Raw genomic sequence first — 1,610 nt, 5'->3', positions numbered from 1 at the left:
CGCCGAACCAGCCGGTATAAGCTTGCAATTAACGCCTCATGATCCAGTGGCCCATACAGGTTCCACGCCAGCACAATCGTATAGGCTGATTGTCCTGGAGTCAGCCGATCCAGAAACCAGAGCCGTTGCTGCGCATACGACAATGGCAACCTCTCGGTTCGTGATACCCGCTTTAACACAGGCAAGCCCTCGGCGCTGGAAACAGCTTTCTGATGCTGTATATGTTCTGCCAATCCTGCAATCGTTGGCGACGCAAACAAATCTCGCACTGAAACCTCTTTTTGTAGAGCGCGCTGGATACGACTCACCAGGCGCACAGCAAGCAACGAGTGGCCTCCGAGCGCAAAGAAATTATCCTCGATTCCTACCTGTGTCACACCCAGAACCTCTCTCCAGATCTCGACTAAGGTCGCCTCCACTTCTGTTCTCGGCGCAACATAACTCGTCCCGGTCATCTGCCGGCTCTTTGCCAGGGCAGGCAGCGCTTGCCGATCAACCTTCCCATTGCTCGTCAGCGGCAGTTTATCCAGCAACACAAAGCCGGCGGGCAACATATAATCTGGCAGGTATGCTTTCAAGAAATTGCGCAGAGATCCATCTGACAGAACAGATCCGCGCTTCGCAACAACATACGCAATCAAGACCGGAGGAAGGCCACTTTCCTCATAGGGATGAACAACGCACTCAGCAATTTCTGGATGCCGCATCAGCGCCTGCTCGACTTCTCCCAGTTCGATCCTGAACCCGCGAATCTTTACCTGATGATCGCTTCGCCCCAGAAACTCAAGGGAACCATCGGAGAGATAGCGCACAATATCCCCTGTTTTATACATTCGCTGACCGGGTTGTGGGCTATAGGGATTCGGACAAAAACGCTCTCCCGTTACAGCCGGGTTATTTATGTACCCTCTGGCCAAGCCATCACCACCGATATATAGTTCTCCTGGCACCCCAACAGGCACCGGTATGAGTGAACGATCTAACACATATAGCTCAACGTTATCAATTGGTCTCCCTATAGGCACAGATAAAGCATTGCTCCATGAACGCTTCAGATCCAGAGGATAGGTCGTTGCAGTAATTGTCGCCTCCGTCGGGCCATAGGCATTGTATAGCTGTATCCTATCGCCTATCAGCTTTTGCCAGCGAACAACCGCTTCAGGAGGAACCTTCTCGCTTCCAATCACAAGCAAACGCAGAGAAGACGATAGGGAAACGCTCGTGTCCTCCTGAACCAGATACTCAATCAATTCCTGCCAGTATGGTACGGGAAGATTCAGCACCGTTAACGCCTCCTGCTCTATCCATCGCAACATAGTAGCGGGAGCGGTTGAAAGGTCCCGAGAGCACATCACGACTGTAGCGCCACAGGTCAGAGCAGGAAAGAGTTCTTCGCAGGCAACATCAAAGCTGAACGAGGCAAATTGCAATACTTTATCAGTTGCCTGGAGCCCATATCGCTTCGCAATGGCGACACAATGATTCACAAGTCCTCGATGTGGAATCATTACTCCTTTTGGGCGACCGGTCGAACCGGAAGTGTAGATCACATACGCCAGATTCTCCGGCGCCATCCTCACCTGCGGATTCGTCACCGGCTGCTCCGCTAT

1 protein-coding gene is annotated in these 1,610 nt (G+C 52.3%); it reads right to left on the bottom strand.

Features of this window, described 5'->3' with window-relative positions:
• A partial coding sequence (locus tag EI42_RS31760; RefSeq protein ID WP_170143062.1) for an amino acid adenylation domain-containing protein occupies positions 1-1,595 on the bottom strand: 1,595 nt, incomplete at its 3' end.
• Between the last annotated feature and the right edge of the window lie 15 nt (positions 1,596-1,610).

Origin of the sequence: Thermosporothrix hazakensis (assembly GCF_003253565.1) — a bacterium.
Taxonomy (GTDB): Bacteria; Chloroflexota; Ktedonobacteria; order Ktedonobacterales; family Ktedonobacteraceae; genus Thermosporothrix; species Thermosporothrix hazakensis.
Note: the sequence above shows the minus strand (reverse complement) of the source record. Positions and strands in the feature narration are given on the sequence as shown.